The organism is Erwinia billingiae Eb661, assembly GCF_000196615.1.
GTDB classification, from domain to species: domain Bacteria; phylum Pseudomonadota; class Gammaproteobacteria; order Enterobacterales; family Enterobacteriaceae; genus Erwinia; species Erwinia billingiae.
This window is the reverse complement of sequence record NC_014306.1, coordinates 582,290-604,381: the sequence shown is the minus strand read 5'-3', so window position 1 is coordinate 604,381 and position 22,092 is coordinate 582,290. Positions and strand designations below refer to the sequence as shown.

At 56.5% G+C, this 22,092-nt stretch carries 23 protein-coding genes and 1 other RNA gene; 13 read left to right on the top strand and 11 right to left on the bottom strand.

Annotated elements, in window-relative coordinates; genetic code table 11:
* Positions 1-6 precede the first annotated feature (6 nt).
* Positions 7-1,455 carry a tagaturonate reductase gene (locus tag EBC_RS04130; RefSeq protein ID WP_013200548.1) on the bottom strand — a complete coding sequence of 483 codons (1,449 nt, stop codon included), beginning with the start codon at positions 1,453-1,455 and terminating at the stop codon, positions 7-9.
* Between the two features lie 458 nt (positions 1,456-1,913).
* On the opposite strand from EBC_RS04130, the gene EBC_RS04125 reads away from it, so the two are divergent.
* From EBC_RS04125 to EBC_RS04090, 8 genes are all read left to right on the top strand, one after another.
* Complete coding sequence (locus EBC_RS04125) at positions 1,914-2,591, top strand: DedA family protein (RefSeq protein WP_013200547.1); 678 nt, start codon at positions 1,914-1,916, stop codon at positions 2,589-2,591.
* A complete protein-coding gene (gene mzrA / locus EBC_RS04120; RefSeq protein ID WP_013200546.1) occupies positions 2,591-2,977 on the top strand; it encodes an EnvZ/OmpR regulon moderator MzrA in 387 nt (128 codons plus the stop codon). Before EBC_RS04125 ends, mzrA begins: the two co-directional genes overlap by 1 nt.
* A 157-nt stretch (positions 2,978-3,134) precedes the next feature.
* Positions 3,135-3,509 (top strand): DUF1090 domain-containing protein, encoded by a 375-nt coding sequence (locus EBC_RS04115; RefSeq protein ID WP_013200545.1) that lies wholly within the window; start codon positions 3,135-3,137, stop codon positions 3,507-3,509.
* 37 nt (positions 3,510-3,546) lie between these two features.
* Positions 3,547-3,852: a DUF883 family protein gene (locus EBC_RS04110; RefSeq protein ID WP_013200544.1), complete on the top strand. Its 306-nt coding sequence runs from the start codon at positions 3,547-3,549 to the stop codon at positions 3,850-3,852.
* Between the two features lie 2 nt (positions 3,853-3,854).
* Positions 3,855-4,247 (top strand): phage holin family protein, encoded by a 393-nt coding sequence (locus EBC_RS04105; protein WP_013200543.1) that lies wholly within the window; start codon positions 3,855-3,857, stop codon positions 4,245-4,247.
* Positions 4,247-4,528 carry a YqjK-like family protein gene (locus tag EBC_RS04100; protein ID WP_013200542.1) on the top strand — a complete coding sequence of 94 codons (282 nt, stop codon included), beginning with the start codon at positions 4,247-4,249 and terminating at the stop codon, positions 4,526-4,528. The genes EBC_RS04105 and EBC_RS04100 overlap by 1 nt, the downstream gene beginning before the upstream one ends.
* A 247-nt stretch (positions 4,529-4,775) precedes the next feature.
* The gene (locus tag EBC_RS04095) at positions 4,776-5,168 is read left to right on the top strand and encodes a DoxX family protein (protein ID WP_013200541.1); all 393 of its coding nucleotides are present in this window, start codon (positions 4,776-4,778) and stop codon (positions 5,166-5,168) included.
* Positions 5,169-5,311: 143 nt separating this feature from the next.
* Positions 5,312-6,298 carry a glutathione S-transferase family protein gene (locus EBC_RS04090; protein WP_013200540.1) on the top strand — a complete coding sequence of 329 codons (987 nt, stop codon included), beginning with the start codon at positions 5,312-5,314 and terminating at the stop codon, positions 6,296-6,298.
* Positions 6,299-6,380: 82 nt separating this feature from the next.
* Here EBC_RS04090 and EBC_RS04085 read toward each other — a convergent pair whose 3' ends face one another.
* Positions 6,381-7,283 carry a LysR family transcriptional regulator gene (locus tag EBC_RS04085; protein ID WP_013200539.1) on the bottom strand — a complete coding sequence of 301 codons (903 nt, stop codon included), beginning with the start codon at positions 7,281-7,283 and terminating at the stop codon, positions 6,381-6,383.
* Between the two features lie 125 nt (positions 7,284-7,408).
* Here EBC_RS04085 and EBC_RS04080 point away from each other — a divergent pair, with 125 nt between their 5' ends.
* The gene (locus EBC_RS04080; RefSeq protein WP_013200538.1) at positions 7,409-8,113 is read left to right on the top strand and encodes a pirin family protein; all 705 of its coding nucleotides are present in this window, start codon (positions 7,409-7,411) and stop codon (positions 8,111-8,113) included.
* Between the two features lie 82 nt (positions 8,114-8,195).
* On the opposite strand, the gene EBC_RS04075 is transcribed toward EBC_RS04080, so the two are convergent.
* From EBC_RS04075 to rsmI, 4 genes are all read right to left on the bottom strand, one after another.
* A complete protein-coding gene (locus EBC_RS04075; RefSeq protein ID WP_106381826.1) occupies positions 8,196-8,765 on the bottom strand; it encodes a UPF0149 family protein in 570 nt (189 codons plus the stop codon).
* 107 nt (positions 8,766-8,872) lie between these two features.
* Positions 8,873-9,682 (bottom strand): shikimate 5-dehydrogenase, encoded by an 810-nt coding sequence (locus EBC_RS04070; RefSeq protein ID WP_013200536.1) that lies wholly within the window; start codon positions 9,680-9,682, stop codon positions 8,873-8,875.
* 1,079 nt (positions 9,683-10,761) lie between these two features.
* Positions 10,762-11,258, bottom strand: an RNA gene (gene rnpB / locus EBC_RS24770) — RNase P RNA component class A.
* A 32-nt stretch (positions 11,259-11,290) separates the two neighbouring features.
* Positions 11,291-12,148 (bottom strand): 16S rRNA (cytidine(1402)-2'-O)-methyltransferase, encoded by an 858-nt coding sequence (rsmI, locus tag EBC_RS04060; RefSeq protein WP_013200535.1) that lies wholly within the window; start codon positions 12,146-12,148, stop codon positions 11,291-11,293.
* Positions 12,149-12,211: 63 nt separating this feature from the next.
* Between rsmI and EBC_RS04055 the strand changes: the two genes are divergently transcribed.
* Genes EBC_RS04055 through dolP form a run of 4 tightly spaced genes read left to right on the top strand, consistent with a single transcriptional unit; the run spans position 12,212 to position 15,846 of the window.
* The gene (locus EBC_RS04055; RefSeq protein WP_041691880.1) at positions 12,212-14,290 is read left to right on the top strand and encodes a penicillin-binding protein activator; all 2,079 of its coding nucleotides are present in this window, start codon (positions 12,212-12,214) and stop codon (positions 14,288-14,290) included.
* Complete coding sequence (locus EBC_RS04050) at positions 14,248-14,640, top strand: YraN family protein (RefSeq protein ID WP_041691879.1); 393 nt, start codon at positions 14,248-14,250, stop codon at positions 14,638-14,640. Before EBC_RS04055 ends, EBC_RS04050 begins: the two co-directional genes overlap by 43 nt.
* Positions 14,641-14,672: 32 nt before the next feature.
* Positions 14,673-15,263 carry a DnaA initiator-associating protein DiaA gene (gene diaA, locus EBC_RS04045; protein WP_013200532.1) on the top strand — a complete coding sequence of 197 codons (591 nt, stop codon included), beginning with the start codon at positions 14,673-14,675 and terminating at the stop codon, positions 15,261-15,263.
* A gap of 10 nt (positions 15,264-15,273) precedes the next feature.
* Entirely contained in the window at positions 15,274-15,846 is a 573-nt protein-coding gene (gene dolP, locus EBC_RS04040; RefSeq protein WP_013200531.1) for a division/outer membrane stress-associated lipid-binding lipoprotein, read from the top strand.
* A 59-nt stretch (positions 15,847-15,905) separates the two neighbouring features.
* Here the strand turns inward: dolP and EBC_RS04035 are convergent, their stop codons facing one another.
* From EBC_RS04035 to EBC_RS04015, 5 genes are all read right to left on the bottom strand, one after another.
* Positions 15,906-17,816, bottom strand: a complete 1,911-nt coding sequence (locus tag EBC_RS04035; protein ID WP_013200530.1) for a BglG family transcription antiterminator — start codon at positions 17,814-17,816, stop codon at positions 15,906-15,908.
* 60 nt (positions 17,817-17,876) lie between these two features.
* Positions 17,877-19,022, bottom strand: a complete 1,146-nt coding sequence (locus EBC_RS04030; RefSeq protein WP_013200529.1) for a lactonase family protein — start codon at positions 19,020-19,022, stop codon at positions 17,877-17,879.
* Positions 19,023-19,088: 66 nt separating this feature from the next.
* Positions 19,089-19,829 carry a 2-dehydro-3-deoxy-phosphogluconate aldolase gene (gene dagF, locus EBC_RS04025; RefSeq protein ID WP_013200528.1) on the bottom strand — a complete coding sequence of 247 codons (741 nt, stop codon included), beginning with the start codon at positions 19,827-19,829 and terminating at the stop codon, positions 19,089-19,091.
* A 2-nt stretch (positions 19,830-19,831) separates the two neighbouring features.
* Positions 19,832-20,947 (bottom strand): DgaE family pyridoxal phosphate-dependent ammonia lyase, encoded by a 1,116-nt coding sequence (locus EBC_RS04020; RefSeq protein WP_041691878.1) that lies wholly within the window; start codon positions 20,945-20,947, stop codon positions 19,832-19,834.
* Positions 20,931-22,064 (bottom strand): amidohydrolase/deacetylase family metallohydrolase, encoded by a 1,134-nt coding sequence (locus EBC_RS04015; RefSeq protein ID WP_013200526.1) that lies wholly within the window; start codon positions 22,062-22,064, stop codon positions 20,931-20,933. The genes EBC_RS04020 and EBC_RS04015 overlap by 17 nt, the downstream gene beginning before the upstream one ends.
* Positions 22,065-22,092: the final 28 nt, after the last annotated feature.

Sequence of the window (22,092 nt, the reverse complement as noted above, 5' to 3'; positions counted from 1 at the left end):
TGTTCCTCAGTTCAAATGCGTCAGTGCCTGGCGCATATCGCAGCCGACAATACGTTGCAGGTGTTCGGTGACGGCAGCGGTTAAGCCCGGTACCGTATTCAGATCGCAGCCCCAGTGAGCAGAGTCGCGGAAAACGGCGTCAACCAGCTGCTGCGGCGCCAGCTTGCCGCTGTCGACCTGCGGCCAGAGTTCGGCAAAGCGCGCCAGCCAGGCCGCGTCGTCCTGCAGGGGATAAACTTCGTCGCCGCGTTTACCGCGATAAAAGGCCAGCAGCGCCGCGAAGGCAAAGCTCAGACGCGGCGGAACCTCACCGGTTTGCTGGCAGCTGGCCAGAATTTGTGGCAGCAGACGGGTGCGGAATTTGGTCATGCCGTTGAGGGCAATCGCCTGCAGCTGATGGCGGATAAACGGATTGCGGAAGCGGTTGAGCACCGCATCGGCAAAGGCATGTAATTCAGCCGGATCCTGCGACAGCGTGGGAATGATTTCCTGCCGCAGGGTGCGGTCGATAAACCCGGCGATATCGGCATCGGCCATCGCGTCATCCACCGTATCCAGCCCGGCGAGGTACGCCACCGGCACCATGGCGGTATGCGCGCCGTTAAGGATCGCAACCTTCTGCTCCTTAAACGGTTTAATGTCGTCAACCAGGCGGATATTCAGCGGATAGCGATCCAGACAGAGCGCCTGCTCCAGCCACGCCGGCCCCTGGATCGCCAGCAGGTAATAGACCTCACCGGCCACCAGATAGGCATCCTGATAGCCCAGTTCGGCTTCAATCGCACGGGCTTCCTGCGGATAGCCGGTGACGATGCGGTCGACCAGCGTCGAGCAGAAGGTATTTTCCTGCTCCAGCCACTGCATAAACGCTGCGGGCAGCTGCCACGCCTGCGCGTAACGCCGCACCAGCGCCTTCAGCGCCTCACCGTTGTCATCAATCAGCTCGCACGGCAACATCACCCAGCCGCTCCCTTTCGCGCCGGAGAAGTGCTGCCAGCGCGCGTACAGCTGTTGGGTTAGCTTTGCCGGGAAGCTGCTGGCAGGCTTATCGTCCAGCCGATCGGCCGGGTCATACTGGATGCCCGCTTCAGTGGTGTTGGAGAAGACGTAGCGAATCTCCGCTTCCCGCGCCAGCGCCAGAAACGCCTCGTGCTGCCGCCACGGATGAATTTCCTCATTCACCGAACGGATCAGCCGCGGTTCGCTGACCACTTCGCCGCGATCGTTAACGCCGCGGATCAGCGTGGTGTAGAGCCCGTCCTGGCTGTTGAGGCTGCGGGTGGTCTGGCTGTTACGCGGACGCACCACCACCACACCGGCGTTCAGGTCGGTATGTTCGTTTAACAGATCGATTTGCCAGTCAATGAAAGCACGCAGGAAGTTGCCTTCGCCAAACTGAATGATTTTTGTCGGGTGAGTCCGGCCAGCAAACTCCCTGCGATTGAGCGTCGACATTGCCAGATCCTTAATCGGGGTAACAAGCGAAGTCAGCCGCATCACCTGCGCTGACGAATGCCCTCATCTTTAAGAGGTATGGCAAGGGTTGTCCCTGCTGTCAGCGACTAATTGCCAGCCGGGTCACAAAATCAGGTTTTAATCCTGTATAAAAACCCGAAACGGTGGAAATGTAGCCATCACCTTTTCAATGTAAAATTGTGAAAGTGGTTAAAATCAGGCGGTCAGCCATTTTCCTGTCCCAATCGCCGATAAGTCGGATTTTTCTTGGCGTAACAGTGGCCCAGCAAGCCGCAGAAACAGTGCTATAATGTCAGCCTGTGTAAAGCTTCTTTTCCCTTCTCGCTTGCCCCTGTAAAACAACGTTGGCGACACGTTTCTCCTGTCTCATTCGCCGGTATTTTGTTACAGTTACGCGCCTTTTCTTACCGTTTGAGACGGTCTTAAGGGAATACCCTATGGATATTTTTAAAGCCCTAATCCACGCCCTCTGGCAACAAGATTTCGAAACCCTTTCAGACCCTACGTTGGTCTGGGCAATCTATTTTGTCCTGTTTATGATCCTTTTCCTGGAAAACGGCCTGCTTCCTGCCGCTTTCTTACCGGGTGACAGCCTGCTGGTATTGGTTGGCGTATTGATTGCCAAAGGCACGCTGAGCTTCCCGATGACGCTGTTTATTCTTACCACTGCGGCCAGTCTGGGCTGCTGGTGCAGTTATATTCAGGGCAAGTGGCTGGGCAATACGCCCACCGTGCAAAAATGGCTTTCGCACCTGCCCGCCCAGTACCACGTCCGCGCCCACCAGTTATTTCATAAGCACGGCCTTTCCGCGCTGCTGGTCGGCCGTTTTATCGCCTTTGTCCGTACGCTGTTGCCGACCATTGCAGGCCTTTCCGGCCTGAGCAATGCCCGTTTCCAGTTCTTTAACTGGGTAAGCGCGCTGCTCTGGGTATTAATCCTGACGGTTATCGGCTTTGCGCTCGGCAAAACCCCTATTTTTCGCAAATACGAAGATCAGATGATGTTCTGCCTGATGATGCTGCCGCTGGTGCTGCTGGTCTTTGGTTTGTTTGGCTCGTTGTTCGTGCTGTGGCGCAAAAAGCGCGGCGTGAACAATGAGAAAGGAAACTTATAATGCTCGCCCTACTCAGACCCTATCTCTCCACGCGGGTACTCTGCGTGCTGGTCGTGTGCTTCTCGGCATTGATGCTGGTGGCTTTTATCCCGACCCTGTTTCGCAACGATACCGCACTGCAAATTCGCGCCTCCCGTCAGGGCACCACGCTGCCGGACGGGTTTTATGTCTATCAGCGCCTGAATGCGGAAGGGATCCGCATCAAAAGTATTACCCCGGATAACGACTCGCTGGTAATCCGTTTCGACACCGAAGAACAGAGCATGGCGGCGGAAAAAGTGCTGCATCAGTTGCTGCCGTATGGCTTTGATATTGGCCAGATGGATCCGTCGGGTTCTTCGCAGTTAATGAATCGCCTGAGCCTGCGCAAACAGTCCGTTGGTTGATTTTTATCCGGCTTTCCGGCGCTATCCCTAAGAATCTTCTCTCTTTTTGAGCTTTTTGGGATTTCTGTCTATGCTTACTATGCCAGTATCCCCGAAGACTGTTTACAGGATTAACGGGACGTCCTGCGGCCCAACACAACGGAAGGTAACGATTAGCATGAAAACCCGCACTCTCCTTGGACTCGCTCTGTTCTCGCTGACCACGTTTGCCCATGCGGCAGATTCGTTGTGCATGCAGAAAGAACAGGGGATCCAGCATGAAATTGAACTGGCGAAAAAGCATGACAACCAACGTCGTGTGACCGGTCTGGAGCGTGCATTAACGGAAGCGAAAGCGGGCTGTACCGACGAAAAGCTGAAGGCTCAGCATCAGGAAAAAATTGCTGCCCACAAGCAGCAGGTGGTTGAGCGTCAGAAAGAGCTGGAAAAGGAAAAAGCGGATGGCGATGACAGTAAAAAAATCGCTAAGCGTGAAGAAAAACTGGCAGAAGCAAAACATGAACTGAAAGAAGTCCAGGCCGCCCCTTACTGAGCCGGGCTCTAATTACTGAACATCAATGGAGTTTGTTATGTCAAAAGATACTACATCTGAACATCTGCGCGCTGAACTGAAAAACCTGGCCGATACGCTGGAAGAAGTGCTGAGCAACACCGGCGAGAAATCAAAGAATGAGCTGGATAAACTGCGCAGCAAAGCACAGAGCGCATTGAAAGACACGCGCGCCCGTCTGGGTGACTCTGGCGATCGTATTGCCAAAACCTCTCGCGAAGTGGCTGACCACGCTGATGTCTATGTGCGTGAAAATCCATGGACCAGCGTAGGTATCGGTGCCGCCATTGGTGTGGTACTGGGTGTCTTGCTGACGCGTCGTTAATAATGGCAGATTCTCAGCAAAGCCACGGCCCCGGCAAAGGGGTCATTAACATTGGACAGCGCATTGTCACCACCCTGGTGGGGATTGTGGAAACGCGCGTGCGGCTGGCAGTGGTTGAGCTTGAGGAAGAGAAGGCCAATCTGATACAGATGCTGTTGATGATTGGCCTTACCATGCTCTTTACCGCTTTTGGCTTGATGAGCCTGATGGTGTTAATCATCTGGGCTGTGGATGCGCAGTATCGTCTGATGGCGATCGGCATAACCACCGCAGTGCTGTTTGCCCTGGCGTTGATCTTCGGTCTGTGGACCCTGGCAAAATCACGTCGTTCCACCTTACTGAGCGCCACGCGTAAAGAACTGAAGTCTGACCGCCAGCTGTTGGAGGATGACTGATGAGCCGCGAGCGTGATGCACGTAAAGCCGAGCTGCTAGGCCAGATCCAGCAGCAGCGGCTTGACCTGAGTGCCGGTAAGAAGCGCTTTCTGGAAAGCACAGCCCGCTACGATCACGGCTGGCTGACGCTGATTGGTCTGCGTCGCTATGTCGCCGTCGGCAGCGGCCTGATGGCAATCTGGTCGGTGCGTAATCCGCGTCGCCTCTCACGCTGGGCCAAACGCGGCATCGGCGTGTGGAGCACCTGGCGGATGGTCCGCAACTATCTCCCTCGTCGCTAGCCCCTTCAGCCCTCGCTGACTGGGGCTTTTCTTTTGCCCGCCGTCTCACCACCCTCAGTTATTTCTGGTCCTACCCTTCCTGTTCAATTTTCCTGATAAACATCGACAGTTTATCTCGCTTACAATGATTCCGATTCGCGAATATTATCTTCTGCAACGAACGGTACTAAGCGCTTAAGACGCTTCAGGCCTGAACTTAATGCGGTTGGGAATGTTTCCTGCCAGATAAAACTTGTTAGGGTGAATCATGAAAAAATTAGAAGATATCGGCTTTTTGGTTGCGCGTATTTTGATGCCTGTGCTGTTCATCGTGGCGGGCTGGGGCAAAATCACCGGTTATGCCGGCACCCAGCAGTATATGGAGCACATGGGCGTCCCTGGCTTTTTGCTGCCACTGACCATCCTGCTTGAGTTTGGCGGCGGCCTGGCCATCCTGTTCGGTTTCCTGACGCGCTTTACCGCTATCGTGACCGTTATTTTCACCCTGATCACCGCGATGGTGTTCCACATCGATTTCTCGGTAGAAGGTAACTCGATCAACTTTATGAAAAACCTGAGCATCGCCGGTGGCTACCTGCTGTTGTTCATCACTGGCCCTGGCGCAATCAGCCTGGATCGCCTGCTGAATAAAAAGTGGTAAGAAACACCCGCTATACTCAGTAGCATCAAAGCGACGACGATGCTGATAGCCCTTAGATTTCGATTTGCAGGAAGGCAGCTAACGCCCCGGCAACGCGAGAACTAAGGGCTTTGTTGCTTTCTCACTTAGGGACTGGAGGAAATATGGGACAACTGATTGACGGTGTCTGGCACGATAACTGGTATGACACCAAATCCACCGGCGGCCGTTTTAAACGCTCTGAATCGGCCTTCCGTAACTGGGTCACCGCCGATGGCGAAGCAGGCCCGACCGGCCAAGGCGGCTTCCGTGCTGAGGCAGACCGTTATCATCTGTACGTTTCTCTTGCCTGCCCCTGGGCGCACCGCACGCTGATTATGCGCGCGTTGAAAGGGCTGGAATCGATGATTTCCGTCTCCGTGGTGCATCCGCTGATGCTGGAAAACGGCTGGACCTTCGACGATGATTTCCCGGCGGCCACCGGCGACAGCCTGTATCAGAACGAGTACCTGTATCAGCTCTATCTGCATGCCGATAATGAATACACCGGCCGCGTCACCGTGCCGGTGCTGTGGGACAAGCAGCAAAACACCATCGTCAGCAATGAATCCGCCGATATCCTGCGCATGTTAAACAGTGCCTTTGATGCGGTTGGCGCGCGGGCCGGGGATTATTATCCTGCCGATCTGCGCGAAAAAATTGATGAAGTGAACAGCTGGGTGTACGACACGGTGAACAACGGCGTCTACAAGTCGGGCTTTGCCACCTCGCAACCGGCCTACGATGAGGCGGTCACCGCCCTGTTCAGCTCGCTGGATCGTCTGGAGCAAATGCTGGGGCAACATCGTTATCTGACTGGCGATCGCCTGACCGAGGCCGATCTGCGTCTGTGGACCACGCTGGTGCGTTTCGATCCGGTGTATGTCACCCATTTTAAATGCGATAAGCACCGCATCAGTGACTACCTGAATCTGAACGGTTTCCTGCGGGAGATTTATCAGATGCCGGGCCTGGCCGAAACCGTCGATCTGGCGCATATCCGCCATCACTACTATTGCAGCCACAAAACGATTAACCCGTCCGGGGTAATCTCGATCGGACCCGCCTTTAACTGGGACGAGCCGCACGGCCGTGACCTGCGCTTCCGCTAGTCGTCGCCTGCTGAAATAAAAACGGCCACCTCAGTGAGGGGCCGTTTTTTTTGCGCGGAACGCAGTGAAATGATGCCGCCGGTTAACTCTGGCGTTTAGCCATCAGTTTCGGGATTTCGCGCAGGCACCAGGCCTTCGCTTCGCCCATGCTGTCACGCCGCCACGCCATGATAATGTCAATTTCGCGGGTGTATTCCGGGCTGACCACCCGCAGGCGTCCTTCGGCGATATCCTTTTCCACCATCGGATACGGCATCGACGCCACGCCCAGTCCGGCCAGCAGGGCACGGTGTTTGTCTTCGATGGTGCTGACCGTAAGCCGTTGTTGTTTATCCAGCAGCTGCACGGTGAGCACCGGACGCTCGCGCGCGGTATCCGCCACCGCGATGCCACGGTATTTCACGCGGGTCACTTCAGACAGCGGTTCCGGCTCGTCATGAATGGGATGATCCGGGCTGGCGACAATCACGCTCATCATGCTGTACAGCTTGCGGGTGTTGATCTCCGACGAGGCGCGAAAATGCAGGTCCGGCGCAATCACGATATCCGCTCTGCCCTGCTCCAGACGTTCCCAGGCACCGGCCAGCACTTCCGTCACCAGCGAAATCTGGGTATTGGCTTTATCGGCCAGCTTGCCGATCAGTGGGAACAGGTATTCGCTGGGGATCAGCGCTTCGGTGACAATGGTCAGGTGCGTTTCCCAGCCGCGCGCCAGCGCTTCGGCATCGGTTGTCAGCTTGTCTGCCGCTTCCAACAGCACCCGGCCACGCTCTAACAGCATCCGGCCGACGTTAGTAAACTTGGTGCGGTGGCCGGAACGGTCAAACAGCACCACGTCCAGCTCCTCTTCCAGCTTCTGCATGGTGTAGCTGAGCGCGGAAGGCACCCGACCCAGTTCGTCCGCTGCGGCAGCAAAACTGCCGCGGCGATCGATAGCATCCATCACTCTCAGCGCTTCCAGCGTCAGGGCGCGGTCTTTAGCCATTGCGGTTCTCTGTCAGGAATTTTGAATATACCGAGCAGATTAACTGGCTAACAATCCGGCGTCCAGAAACTTACTATAGATGCAGAATAAACGGTCGGGTAAAACACATCGACCGGGGAGGATTTATGATTACCAGTCGCACCGCGCAAGAGTGTGGCAAGGCTGATTATGGCTGGTTACAAGCCCGCTATACCTTTTCCTTTGGCCACTATTTTGACCCCAAATTACTGGGCTACGCGTCGTTACGCGTGCTCAATCAGGAAGTGCTGGCACCAGGGGCTTCCTTCCAACCGAGAACCTATCCAAAGGTCGACGTACTGAATCTGATTTTGCAGGGCGAGGCAGAGTATCGCGACAGCGAGGGCAACCACGCATTCGCACAACAGGGCGAAGCGCTGCTGCTTTCGACGCAACCCGGCATCAGTTACAGCGAATTTAACGTCAGTAAAGAGCAGGAACTGACGCGTATGCAGCTCTGGCTGGATGCCTGTCCCGAGCGTGAGAACGCCGCGGTACAGCGAGTGAAGATGCCAGAAAACGCCCGTTATACGCTGCTGGCCTCGCCGGATGGCGCGGAAAACAGCCTGCAACTGCGTCAGCAGGTTTGGGTGCATCATGTGGTGCTTGAACCTGGCGAGACGCAGACCATTAAACTTCATGGGCCGCGCGCCTATTTGCAGTCGATTCACGGTGGCCTGAATGCGGTGACCGGAACGCAGGCAAAAGAAGCGTTGGTCTGCGGAGATGGCGCATTTATTCGTGAAGAAGTGAGCGTAACGCTGATGGCCGAGACGCCGCTGCGCGCGCTGGTAATTGATTTGCCTGTTTAATTTAAGCCGGCATCAGGGAAAGTCCTTAACCGCAAAACCCCGCCGAAGCGGGGTTTTCTGTTTCTGGCATCATCGTGAAGCGTTACTCAGGCGCGCGCTTCGCGGTCCAGTATTCATACAGCTTGAGCGCCGCCGGGCGGATCGCCTGCTGCGCCAGCACATATTCATCAGGCGTCATCTTTTCAAGCTTCGCAAACTGCTCTTCATCGCCGTGGACCGCAATCGCATCCAGCGACGGTTGCAGGCTGTCCGGTAAGCCGGACCAGTCATCCAGCGCCACGCCGCGCAGATAGCCAAAGCACCAGTCTTCGACAACTTCGTAATCTTCATCATCGATGGTGCTGAAGCCAAACAGCGGTTCAAACTGGTCTGGCGCGGTCGCAAGACGTTCAGCCGTGTCATTGAGATGCTGGAAGATCAGGTCGTTGAAGCGGTTTTCATCCACATCGCTCGGCCACAGAGGGATCTGCTGTTCGCCGCCCCACAGCGCGGTTAACCAGACTGAAGAAGGCAGTTTAGTCGGGCCTGACAGGATGGCGGTAAACATGCCGTCCAGTTCGGAGATATCCAGCACGGAATTCTCACTGCCGTGATTCATCAGCGCCTCATCCAGCCACTCCAGCTCTTCTTCGTTTAGCGGTCCACTGTTCATGCTGTTCTCCTCAGATCCTTCAATTTTTGCGGCCATAATCGCTCAAGCTTACCAGAAAAGACCCTTTGCTGACGGAAAGGTTCAGGCAGCGGTGCTGAGCGCTGGGCTCAGGAACGTGAGAAGGCCGACGCTTCCAGCATCAAGGCTTCATCGGGACGCACGCCGGTATACAGGGCGAATTGTTCCAGCGCCTGCAGGGCGATCACTTCCGCACCCGTCACCACGGTTTTGCCATATTCCCGGGCCAGCACGATCAGCGGCGTTTCTGCCGGGAAGGCCACCACGTCAAAGACAAAAGTAGCGGCCTGCACGTCCTCTTTGCTGAATGCCAGCTGATCCTGTTCTGCGCCACCGCTCATGCCAACCGGCGTGACGTTGACCAGGATATCGGCTTGCTCGCCGGTAGGCGTTTTGCTCCAGCGGAAGCCATATTTGTTGGCCAGCGCGGCGCCTTTCTCTTCATTGCGCGCCAGCACCGTCACCTGGCTAAAGCCACTGTCGCGGAACGCTGCCACCACCGCTTTCGCCATGCCGCCGCTGCCCTGAATAATCACCGTCTGGTTGCTGTCCGGGAAGTTCTTCTCAATCAGCGTTTTCACCGCAATATAGTCGGTGTTGTACGCCGTCAGATGCCCATTGTCATTGACGATGGTGTTGACCGAATCAATGGCTTTGACCGAGTCGGACAGCGTGTCGAGGAAGGGAATACAGCTCTCTTTAAACGGCATGGAGACTGAACAGCCACGGATCCCCAACGCCTGAACGCCTTTCACCGCATGTTCAATATCCTGGGTGGAGAACGCTTTGTAGATAAAATCCAGATCGAGCTTTTGATACAGGTAGTTATGAAAGCAGGTACCGATGTTGCTGGGCCGGGCGGAAAGGGAAATACAGAGTTGGGTGTCTTTGTTGAGCATAACCATGTCCTTATTAAAATCTGCTGCCAGTGTACCCACCATGATAGTTGAAGCTGGGGGTTAAATCAGGAACCTGCCTGCCATTTCACTCCGGGATCATCTGCTGATAATATGCTTGCCTTGGTTTTGATAGGGATCATCAAATGCCTCTTAATGAATTTGGCGTTGTCGGGTCTCCCAACAGCGCGATAGCCCATCCTGACGGGCTTGAATGTTATGGTAGGATTCCCGAAATTAATACGCAGGGTGATGTTATTCCTGCCGGTGAGATTTTCCTGTGTGCTGGCAGGCATACCGGCCCCAACAGAGGGTTTGGCGTTCGTCACATATGGGCTGAGCATCAAACTGAACTGACCTGATTAGGCTATACCACGGTTGACGATGTGGTGCGTTTTGTACGGGATATCATCCGGCCCGGTTCAGCAATTTATTGTGAGTTTAATCATCCTGGTGGGAAACACAGGCCGACAGTTTTGAAGTCATCATTAGGTATTGTGATACTTGAACCCAGAGAGGCACCTGAGACTGATTCAGGGTGGATTTATGTTGTGGTGACGGCGTACACAAGCCGGAGAGCACACGGGGTATTGATTGGCACACTTAAATAAAAAAGGCGCTAAAAGCGCCTTTAGAGGAATGTGTTGGTAGCCGCAGCATTTCCTTAGCACATAGGGTTCAGAAACCGACTGACGTCGTAACTACCCGGCAGATGACCAGTCATCTGACTGCCCGGCACAGAAGGCCAATTACTGGTTGACGCCCCCTGCGAATGCTCTTGCAGTACGCTTATTCTATAGGGTTGCCTAAGCGCATTCAACCTGAGGTTGAGTAAACACTAAACCTGGGGTTTAGTGTTTACTCAAAACTGACTTCCTCCTTAAGCCGCTTTCTTTTCATAAAAAGCGTCGTGGACAGTCATTCATCGGCCACAAAGCAAAAACCCCGCCGAAGCGGGGTTTTTATTTGAATGAGTTGAAGCTGACCGTTAAGCCGCTTTCTTTTCATAAAAAGCGTCGTGGACAGTCATTCATCGGCCACAAAGCAAAAAACCCCGCCGAAGCGGGGTTTTTATTTGAATGAGTTGAAGCTGACCGTTAAGCCGGGTTCTGTCGTGGACAGTCATTCATCTAGGCCAGCAATCGCTCACTGGCTCAAGCAGCCTACCCGGGTTCAGTACGGGCCGTACCTGGTGAACCCCTATTTGGCCTTGCTCCGGGTGGAGTTTACCGTGCCACGAACTGTTACCAGCCGCGCGGTGCGCTCTTACCGCACCCTTTCACCCTTACCTGATCCCACATCCCCTGCATCTTTCAGGCCGCTGCTGCGTTAGCTTCTCGCTTTCACCCCAGTCACTTAGTTACCTAAGCTCCTGAGGACTCAAGCGATTGCTGCCTTGCTGCAACCTGAAATCTATTGGGGGGGCCATCGGCGGTTTGCTCTCTGTTGCACTGGTCGTGGGCTTGCGCCCCCCAGGCGTTACCTGGCACCCTGCCCTATGGAGCCCGGACTTTCCTCCCCTCTGTCTGTCTCCCCCGAAGGAGGACGGCAACAAAGCGGCGACTGCCTGGTCAGCTTCGGCGCGGATAATAGGGGATCCCGCGCGATTTGTCACCCCTCTTGCTGCTCCAGAGCGTATTTATACAGCGCATTTTTTTTCACAGCGTGGATTTCGGCGGTTAATTGCGCGGCTTTTTTCAGCGGAAGCTCCTTCTGCAACAGCGCCAGGGTGCGCAGTGCTTCCGGCGGCAGCGCGTCTTCCTCGGCGTGGAAACCTTCGACAATCAATACCATCTCGCCTTTACGGCGGTTTTCATCTTCCAGAACCCAGGCCAGCAGCTCGCCCACCGGCGCGCCTTGAATGCTTTCCCAGGTTTTAGTGATCTCGCGGGCCAGCACAACATAGCGATCCGGTCCCCAAACCGTCACCATATCCTGTAGACTCTCCAGCAGACGGTGGGTGGATTCGTAAAAGATTAGCGTGCGCGGTTCCTGTTCCAGCTCGCGAAGCGTATCGCAACGTCCTTTGCTTTTGGCCGGTAGAAATCCTTCGTAACAGAATCGATCGGACGGTAACCCCGCTGCGCTTAATGCTGTGATCGCGGCGCAGGCGCCAGGCAGTGGAACGACGCGGATACCGGCTTCACGGCAACGACGCACCAGATGGTAGCCAGGATCGTTGATTAACGGCGTGCCGGCATCAGAAACTAAGGCGATGCTTTGGCCTTCCTGCAGCCTGGCAATCAACGTTTCGGCTTTGTACTGTTCGTTATGATCGTGCAATGCGAACAGGCGCGCATTGATGGCGAAATGTTGTAGCAACAGTCCGGTATGACGTGTATCTTCCGCTGCGATCAGATCGACGCCCGCAAGCACCGTCAGCGCACGCTGGGTGATATCGCCCAGATTACCGATCGGGGTTGGAACGATATAGAGCGTGCTGGCAGAAATATCATCGCGTTGTTTCATTGTGTGATCCGAATTGCCGATTTAATATTGAGCATCTTAGAAAAAAACATCACTGGATACAGTATGCTTCCTTCGAAAGTCATTCATAACAAAGCAGGACGCTGCATGCCTGTTCTACTGGCCGCCCTGTTCTTTGCGGGGTGTTCAAGCCAGGGTCCGCAAACGCCAGAGGCGAATGTGCAAGGCGCAGCTACAGGCACCTCTGACTATTATCTGCAGCAAATGCAGCAAAGTTCAGATGATAACAAGGTTGACTGGCAATTACTCGCAATCAAAGCGCTGCTCAACGAAGGGAAGTTCCCTCAGGCCAACGACCAGCTTTCCAGTCTGCCGCAGACGTTAAACGATACCCAACGTCAGGAAGCGCTGCTGTTACAGGCGCAGGTTAAGCTGACTCAGCAGGACGTGAATGGCGCGGCGGGCCTGTTAAAACAGGTTGATGTTAGCGCGTTATCGAAAGAGCAGCAGGCCCGTTACTACCAGCTGCAGATTGCCGCGAACCAGGGTCGTCCTTCGCTGGACGTGCTGCGTGCATACATCGCGCAAGAGCCGTTGTTGACCAATCCGGCCGACAAACAGAAGAACATTGATGCCACCTGGCAGACGCTGGTGCAGATGTCGCCTGCTCAGGTCAGCAACATGGTGATCAACGCTGACGAGAATACGCTGCAAGGCTGGCTGGATTTGCTGAGCGTGTATAAGGCCAACAGCAACGATCCCGACATGCTGAAAGCCGGTCTGAAGGACTGGCAGACCCGCTACCCGGTTAACCCGGCGGCGAAAATGCTGCCAACGGCGTTGAGCCAGGTGCAGAACTTCCAGCAGTCGACCACCGGTAAAATTGCCCTGCTGCTGCCATTAAGCGGTCAGGCGCAGATCTTTGCCAACGCCATTCAGAAAGGCTTTAACGACGCGAAAAACGGCGTGCTGACCCAGGCGGCCGCCCCGGCACCTGCCGCGGCCAGCACACCCGCCGCCGATGGCAGCGCACAGCCGGCGGCGGCGACCAATCCAGCCGATCCGGCCGCGGCGGTCAGCCCATCCGCAGCGCCAGTGGAAGCTAATCAGAACGCCAGTGCGACGCCAGACGCCAATGCCGCTCAGGCGCAGCCTGCTGCTCAGTCCGGCAACGTCGCGCAAACCGCGCCACCGTCGAGCGCAACTCAGGTCCAGGTGTATGACACCAGCACCCAGCCGATTGACCAGGTGCTGGCGCAGGCACAGAAAGATGGCGCCACGCTGGTGGTCGGCCCGTTGATCAAAAGCAACGTCGAGAAGCTCTCTTCACTGCAAACCCCGCTGAATATCCTTGCGCTGAACGAGCCGGAGTCGGTACAGAACCATCCGAATCTTTGCTACTTTGCGCTTTCTCCTGAAGACGAAGCCCGTGATGCCGCTCATCATATGTGGGATCAGGGCAAGCGCTCGCCACTGCTGATGGTGCCACGCAGCTCGCTGGGTGACCGCGTCAGCAAGGCGTTCGCCACCGAATGGCAGAAGCTGGGCGGCAGCACCGTACTGCAACAGCAGTTTGGCTCGACCGGTGAACTGAAGCAGGGCATCAACAGCGGTGCAGGCCTGCAACTGACCGGCACGCCAATTACCACCGAACCGGCTCAGCCGCAGGGTGTGACCATTGCCGGGCTGACCATTCCGGCACCGACGCAGCCCGAGCCAGTGGCGGCAACGTCGGGCAATGGCGGCAGCGTCGACGCGGTCTACATTGTGGCCACCGAAGGTGAAATGGCGCTGATCAAACCGATGATCTCTATGCGCGTCAGCAGCCGCAGCATGGTGCAGATGTATGCCAGCTCCCGCAGCTTCCAGGCCGGTTCCGGCCCGGACTACCGTCTGGAGATGGAAGGTCTGCAGTTCAGCGATGCGCCGCTGCTGTCCGGTTCAAACCCGGCCCTGCTGCAGCAGGCCGCTAAAAACTTCAACAACGATTACTCGTTGGTTCGTTTGTATGCCATGGGCGTGGATGCCTGGACACTGGCAAACCACTTTAACGAAATGCGCCAGCTGCCAGGCTTCCAGGTGAAAGGGGAAACCGGCAACCTGAGCGCAACTCAGGACTGTGTTATCAACAGGAAGTTGACATGGAACCAGTATCGCCAGGGGCAAATCGTTCCGGCAAACTGAGTCGCCAGCAAACGGGGGCGGGCTATGAGCTTCAGGCCCGCCGCCTGCTGGAGCACGCAGGGTTAACCTTTGTGGCGGCCAACGTCCGCTATCGCGTCGGGGAAATTGACCTGATTATGCGCGACCGGCTGACGTGGGTGTTTGTCGAGGTGCGGTATCGTCGTAGCGATGCGTTTGGTGGCGCCGCCGCCAGCGTGACCCGCATCAAGCAGCGTAAGCTGCTGCGCGCCGCAGCGATGTGGCTTCGGGGACGCAACAGCAGCCTGGATAGCGCAGACTGCCGTTTTGATGTGATTGCGATAACCGGCACCCAGGTTGACTGGTTACCCAATGCCTTTTCGGCGGAGTAGACACTCCACCAACGACTGACCAGGTGAATGAAGTGCTGGAAAGAATAAAAGTATGTTTTACCGAAAGTATTCAGACGCAGATTGCCGCGGCAGAAGCGCTTCCGGATGCCATCTCCAATGCAGCGATGACCATGGTTCAGTCGCTGTTGAACGGCAACAAAATTCTGAGCTGTGGCAATGGAACCTCAAGCGCCAATGCCCAGCATTTTGCCGCCAGCATGATCAACCGTTATGAAACGGAGCGGCCAAGCCTGCCGGCGATCGCGCTGAGTGCGGATAACGTGCTGCTGACGGCCATCGGTAACGATCGTCTGCATGAAGAGATTTACGCCAAACAGGTCCGGGCGTTGGGCCAGGCGGGCGACATTCTGCTGGCCATCTCAACCCGCGGCAACAGCCGTGATATTGTGAAGGCCGTAGAAGCAGCGGTAACGCGCGACATGACCATCATCGCGCTTACCGGTTATGACGGCGGCGAGCTCGCCGGTTTACTGGGACCACAGGATGTGGAAATTCGCATCCCCTCGCACCGAAGCGCGAGGATTCAGGAAATGCACATGTTAACCGTGAATTGCCTGTGCGATTTAATCGATAACACCTTGTTTCCCCACCAGGACGTTTAAAGGAGCTTAAATGAAGGTATTACCAACTCTGGCCGTGGTACTGACCGCGCTGATGTTACAGGGCTGTGTGGCTGCGGTGATTGGCAGTGCAGCGGTAGCGACCAAATCCGCCACTGACCCACGTACCGTTGGGACTCAGGTAGACGACAGCACGCTCGAGCTGCGCGTCAGCAATGCGCTTGGCAAAGACCAGCAGATTAAAAATGACGCCCATATCGTCGCCACGGCCTATCAGGGCAAAGTCCTGCTGACCGGCCAGTCGCCAACGGCGGATATCGCCAGCCGTGCGAAGCAGATCACCATGGGTGTCGACGGCGCGAATGAGGTGTATAACGAAATTCGTACCGGCGACAAAGCCAGCTTCGGCACCGCCTCTTCGGATACCTGGATCACCACCAAGGTACGCTCGCAGTTGCTGTCCAGCGACCAGGTGAAATCGTCCAATGTGAAGGTGACAACCGAGAACGGCGAAGTGTTCCTGCTGGGACTGGTGACCGATACTGAAGCGAAAAGCGCGGCTGATATTGCCAGCCGGGTGAGCGGCGTGAAGCACGTCACCACCGCCTTTACTATTCTTAAGTAAACGCTAACCGCCCGTGCAACCCTCTGCACGGGCGGACTTTATTCCTGCCTTCCTTGCCGCTACAACCGACTTAAACAGTCCATCGCCACCGCTTTAAAACTGGCAAAATCGCCACTGTCCCGCAGCCGGGTCATCGCCCTTTCGCGCATAAAAGTAACGAACAGATCGTAGATCGCCATCGCCTCTTCGTATTCCGTTTTGCTGATCGCCAGCAGAAAAATGACGTGGGCGGTCTCTTCTCCCCAGGCAATGCCCTGTGGGGCCAGCACGGTGTACACCACGGTTTTCTTCGCCAGCAGGCCAAGGGAGTGCGGCAGTGCGATGCCCTCGCCCAGCATGGTGCTGACGATCGCTTCACGCTCTTCCACCGACGGCCAGAAATCGCTGTCGACCACCCCTTCCTGCTCCAGCTGCTGGCACAGGGTCTGGAACAGTTCGGCCTGGGTCATCGGCTGGTCGATGATGCGGAAGTGGCTGGCATCGAAGTATTTTTCCAGCATATAAGGCCGGGTGCGATCCACCAGCACCAGCTTACCAATCTGCTCCAGCTGGTATTCCGTCGGGAACGGCGACATCACCACCACCGGCTTATCCTTCTCGCTCAGCCGCGCGGTAGAAATGACAAAATCTTCCTCGATGCTCTGCTTCTGTTCGTACTCCCGCAGCGAGACGATATGACTGAGGACGATTTGCGGATATTTCCGCGTCAGCATCGCCTGGATCATCCGCACCGTCGAATTGCCGGTGTCGCAAACCAGCAGGATCTGCGGATGCCGCTGATAGCCGACGTTGTAATGGCGTTCCAGACCGACGCCGATATGCAGCACCAGGAAGCCAATCTCGTTTTCGCTGATCACATAAGGCGTGTACTTGCCCCAGCTGGAGACCGCAGCCAGCGTGACGTCATACGCCATCGGGTAGTGCTGTTTGATATTGGCCAGCAGCGGATTGGGAATATTTATCTGATAGCGAACGCGGGTGATCATGGTTTTGATGTGCGTCAGCAGGTCAGCGCGGAGTTGGGGATCGTTCTGCAGGTTGAAATTGTAGTGGCTGTTGATATAGCTGAGGATGTAATCCACCAGCGCCTCACCGTCGTCCGGGCTGATGGCGCTGGGCGCAATCTCCTCGACGCGCCGTGCCGCGATATTCACCCGCAGATAGGCCTCTTCCGACGGCGAGATCGCCTTGCCGGTGATTGGCCGCATCAGGTTGATGATATGCCGCGCCGCATCGCGCACGTCTTCATCGACGTCTTCCGCGCTGAAATCAGACAGCGGATAGCCTTCGCTGATGCGCCTGACCGCGACCGCGCAATACAGCCGCAGATAGAACTCGCTGTCATCGGTCATGCGGATATGGAAGCGGCTGAAGCACTGATGCAGCAACGGCTGCAGCGTGCCTAACATGCCGCTGTTCAGCGCTTCCAGATTCAACAACGGATCTTCGCTGTCTTCCTGGGCGATTTTATACAGCAGATCGGTCAGGCAGGTACGCATCGCCACTTCGCTGCCAAACAGCTTCATGCCGTAACGCGGCTTGGTTTCAATCGCCAGCTGGTAACGCCCCAGCCACTCTCTCACTTCAGCCATATCACTTTGTAGCGTGGCGCGGCTGACAAACCACTCATCAGCCAGATCTTCCAGCTTCAGGGAAAAAGCTGAAGTGAGAAAACGGGTTAACAGATAGTGTACGCGGGCGGCGGAGGTGCGCGGCACGCGGAGATGTGACGGTGACTGATCCTGCAGCTGGCGGTAAAGCGCCTCATCATCCACTTTCAGCTGATAGCCCTCGCCCCGGTTTAACACCAGACGGACGCCGTGATCGGCCAGCAGCTCATTCAGGGTGGTGATATCGGTGCGGACGGTGCGGGTGGAAACGTCAAAACGTCGCGCCAGTTCATCCTGAGGCAACGTCTCGTTTTGAAGCAGATCGAACAGTTGGGCAAGGCGTTGGTTTGGGAATCTCACTCTTTATCCTGTGATTGCGGGGCGGAAGCAGAGGGCCGAACAGCGTCGGCCCCTGAATAATTACGGCGTTAACACCAGTTGAGACGGAGCCCCAACCGCGGTGTAGTCGTTGGTAAACGACAGGGCGCCATTCGCGGGATCCACCTTGAAACGGGTGATGTTATCGCTGCGCTGATTCATGGCATACAGAGTCTTACCATCTGGAGACAGCGTCAAGGTGCGCGTGTAATCGCCGCGCGTCCAGACATCGTCTTTCTGCGTCAGCGTGCCGTTGGCCTCGATGGCGAAATGCGCAATGCTGTTATGCAGGCGATTGGCGACATAGAGGTTTTTCCCGGCCTTATCGATCACAAGGCCAGCGGCAAAGCTGGTGCCCTTGTAGCCCGCAGGCAGCGCCGGGACGGTCGCCGCTTCGCTAAGCGTACCCGTTTTGCGGTTCAGCAGATAGTGAGTCAGCGTCGAGGCTTCTTCGTTGATCAAATAAACCGAATGACCGTCGGGATGGAAGACAAAGTGGCGGGGTCCGGCACCGGCTGACGAAGCCGGGATCCAGGCCGGCGTATTCGGCTGCAGCTTGCCATCGGCACTGAGTCGGTACTGATAGATACGATCCAGCCCCAGATCGGTGGAGAAGACAAACTTACCGCTCAGATCGGTGGCGATCATATGGGCATGCGGGCCGTTATGATCGCTGACCGCAAAGCTGCCCTCAACGGCGGCTGCCGGTTTGGCGGCGCCTGCCGGTCCCTGATCCTGCTGCGTGTCGCTGGCCTCCGCCAGGCGACCATCGGCCAGCACCGGCAGCACCGCTTTGCTGCCGCTGACATAGTTGGCGACCAGCAGGAATTTACCGTCTGGCGTCAGCGACAGGTAAACCGGTCCTGCACCGTGGGTACTGACTTCATTCAGCTTGCTCAGACTGCCATCTGCGGCAATGGCATACGCCACCACCACGCCCTTCTCGCTCTCGCTGGCAACATACAGCGTCTTGCCTTTGGCATCCGCCGTCAGCTGCGCCGGATTGGCCAGCTGGCTGACCAGCGTTTTGCCACTCAGCGCGCCGTCGGCCGGGTTAACCTGGAAGCGGTAAAGGCCTTCACCATTGGGATTATAGGTGCCGACCCAGGCAAACTGCGCCTGTGCCACCAGGGGAACCGTCGCCATCAACGCGACAGACACGGCAGAGATCAAAGACCAGTTACGCATGGTGTTCCTCGCAAAGAAATGTCAGGGGACTACAGAAGCGGCGGGCAGAACGCCCGCCGTGAGCACTTAACCGACCAACTTTTTGGTCATCGCCAGCAGCGTGCTGACATCGGCCGGACGGGTATTACCGCTCTCTTTATCGATGATTGAGCTGTAAATATGCGGAATGATCTTCGGTACGCCGGCATCCAGCGCGATCTGCAGGATCGCTTCGTAGTTCTCCAGATCGATGCCGCCGGTCGGCTCCAGCCAGAAGTCCTGTTCTGCACAGGCTTTAGCAACCGCCTTGAATTCGTCGATCGATTTCAGGCCGCCCATCGGGAAGTATTTCACCGAGCTGGCACCCATATCTTTCAGCAGGGCGATGGCGGTTTCTACCGGGACAATCGCATCGGCGGCTTTGGAACTCAGCGGGCCGGTGGAGATTTTAACCAAGCCGACCTTGCCGGTGGGCGAGATCAGCGCGTTGACCACGGTCTGATCCTGTCCCAGCAAGGCGCGGCTGGTGGCGGCCCCGGTGAATACCTGATTCACGTGCTGCGGCTGGATCTCAGCGGAGATGGCGCTGACCATCGCCGACTGGTTCGGATCGCCGGCACCCAGCCCCACCGACAGCGCGTTATCGATCAGCGCCGCGTACTCACGCATATCGCTCACCGCGCTGGCCACGCTGTCGTAGTTTTTGGACAGTACGCCCACCAGCACATGGCCTTCCGCCGCCTGCCAGATCTCACGGGCATTCTCTTTCGAACCGGCCAGCACGTTCAGACATACGCGGTCTTTATAAAATTTCGGGGTCAGCGTCATGCTTATTTCTCTCCTGCTAATAGGGCTTTAATGCACAGATAGATGGTGTTGAGCTGCTCTGGCGAGACGCTGCGCACATCCACTTCGACGATGCCTTCGTTGGCCTTATAGCCGCGGAAGTAGATGGCGATGACGCCGGTTTTCAGCGCCTGCACCAGCTCGCCGGTGGTGTGGCCAATCACCGCCTCATCGAAATGAATTTCGGTACGGGCGATATCACGGCCCGCCGCATCCCAGACCACGCGCGAAGTGATGCCATTCAGCGAGTTCAGGCTGTTGATAAACGGCGTCATTTTTTCCACCATCTGCGCACCCGAGACTTTCTCGTTGACCAGATAGTTTTCAATCGCCTGGGTCAGGCCAAGAATGCCCTCTTTGCCGACCTTCATCGCGCGGCCGATCCCCATCGACTGGCGTTTAACCCACTCAACGTACTGCTTACGGCCCATCACCAGCCCGCTGGTTGGCCCTTCAATCGCTTTCGCACCGCTGTAAATCACCAGATCGGCACCGTACTGGTAGTAGCACTGCAAATCTTCTTCGGCGGCGGCATCCACAATCAGTGGAACCCCGTGTTTACGGGCGACGACGGCTGCCTGCTCAACGCTGAGATGGCTCTTCTGCACGCAGTGGTGAGACTTGATATACATAATGGCCGCGGTCTGTGGCGTGATCGCCGCAGAAAGCTGATCGGCGGAGCATTCGTTCGCCCAGCCAGCCTCCACCAGGCGTCCACCGCCCATCGCCACCATGGTGCCTACCGGCGCACCGAAATTGACGTTATGGCCCTTCGGCACCACTATGTCGTGCGGCACAATCAGCGGCGTGGCGTGCAGGTTTTCCAGCAGCCAGTCGTCGTCTTTCACGATCACTGCCGCCACGGACTGCGCGATCCCGGCAGAGGCGCAGGAGACCACCACGGCATCTTCACAGCCGAGCAGGTTGGCAATGTAAGCCCCGGTTTTGTTCACCAGGTCTTTCATTTCGAAATAGTGATTCAGGCCATAGTTGACCGTCTCAACCACGTCGGCACTGGGCGTAGACACCCCGAGGATAGTCATGCGGCCAGAGGCGTTAATGACCTGCTTTAAGCCGTATTTTTCATAAATCGAAGACATGATTCTTTTTCCCTTCGTCGGTAATGAACCACTGACCGCCAACCACGGCGGCCAGTGGTACCAGCTGCTTCTCACCCGAAACTGACAGCCCTTCGGAGTCGGTAAACAGGCAAGTTTCCTCTTTGACGTCAAAAATAGTCAGGTCGGCATCCCTTCCCACTTCCAGCCGCCCTTTGCTGTGCAGACGCAGGCCTTCCGCCGCGTTAACGGTCACACAGTCGATAATCTGCGGCAGGGTCATGCCGACATTAAAGAATTTGGACATCACGTGGGCCAGGCTATACACCGGGCCGTTCAGGCGGTTGCGGCAATAGATATCGGAGCTGATGCTGTGCGGCAAAATGCCCCGTGCAATCGCCACGCGGGCCACGTCAAAGCTGAAGCTGGCGCTGCCGTGGCCGACATCCAGACGCACGCCGCGTTGGATGGCGCGGCTGACCGACGCACGCAGCTCGCCGGCGGGGGTGAGGATGCGGTTTGGCTTGCCGTTGTAGCAGTGGGTGATGATGTCGCCACGGGTCAGCAGATCGGCAATTTCATCCAGATCGGGCGGATTGTTGCCGATATGCACCATCAGCGGCAGATCGCCAATCTCATGCTGGATCTCTTTGGCGCGGAGCAAGGGTTTGATGCCGTTGGCACCGACCACGCTGCTGCTCATACGCGCCTTAATACCGATGATGAAGGCCGGTAAACGCTGCACCGCATCGCGCACGCCAACCTTATCAATCTGGGTCATATCGGCCAGTTCGTTTTGCGTCACAATCCCGGTGCGGGCAATGTTCAGCAAGGCATACACCTGGGTATTGGCGCTGCGGGTCAGGCGGTAAAACTCGTCAACATCGTCAGCGCCGGTGCTGCCGGCATCGACGACGGTGGTGACGCCGGTATCAACGCCAATGCGATCCGCTTCGTCATGATAAATCGGGGATTTCGGGTAGCAGTGAACGTGGGAATCAATCCAGCCTGCGCTCAGCCAGTAACGTCCGGCCAGATCGCGCTCGGCAGTGGCCGTGCCCGTCACCTCCCCCAGCGCGGCGATTTTGCCGTCCTGCAGGGCGATATCCGTCACGCTGCCATCGGCAAGGCGTGCACGGCGAATAATCAGGTCATACATAACAAACTCCTTCTTGCACCGGATGGGA